The organism is Mesorhizobium sp. M7A.F.Ca.US.002.01.1.1, from assembly GCF_004022955.1.
Classification (GTDB): Bacteria; Pseudomonadota; Alphaproteobacteria; order Rhizobiales; family Rhizobiaceae; genus Mesorhizobium; species Mesorhizobium ciceri.
This window is the reverse complement of sequence record NZ_RZQE01001002.1, coordinates 1-711: the sequence shown is the minus strand read 5'-3', so window position 1 is coordinate 711 and position 711 is coordinate 1. Positions and strand designations below refer to the sequence as shown.

General features: G+C 63.0%; 1 protein-coding gene. It reads left to right on the top strand.

Translation table 11 applies throughout. The features are described from left to right. On the top strand, nt 1–711 hold a 711-nt coding region (locus tag EN932_RS37375; protein ID WP_128369586.1), incomplete at both ends, for an aldehyde dehydrogenase family protein.

Sequence of the window (711 nt, the reverse complement as noted above, 5' to 3'; positions counted from 1 at the left end):
GACGCGACCAACCCCGCCAATGGAACAACGCTTGCCCAGATAGCGTCGTGCGACGCGGCGGATGTCGACCTGGCGGTTCGCTCCGCGCGCGGCGCCTTCGAGTCGGGATCCTGGTCGCGGCGCTCGCCGAGCGAACGCAAGAAAGTGCTGCAGTGCTTCGCGGAGCTGATGCATCAGCACGGTGATGAGCTCGCACTGCTTGAGACCTTGAACATGGGCAAGCCGATCTCGGACGCGCGCTCAATCGACGTCCCGGCATCGGCCAATACGATCGCCTGGTACGCCGAGGCGATTGACAAGATCTACGACGAGATTGCTCCGACCGGCAGCGGTGCACTGGGCATGATTACCCGCGAGCCCGTCGGCGTCGTGGCGGCGGTCGTTCCATGGAATTTTCCTTTGCTGATGGCATGCTGGAAACTCGGGCCAGCGCTGGCAGCAGGCAACTCGGTCATTCTCAAGCCTGCCGAGCAGTCACCGCTCTCCGCGATCAGGCTTGCCGAACTCGCGGCGGAAGCCGGTATTCCCGATGGCGTGTTCAACGTGGTCACCGGCCTTGGCGAGACCGCGGGCAAGGCGCTTGGCCTGCACATGGATGTCGACGCGGTGACGTTCACTGGTTCAACCGAGGTCGGCAAGCTCTTCATGAGCTATTCCGCCCAGTCGAACATGAAACGCGTCGCGCTCGAATGCGGTGGCAAAACTCCACAT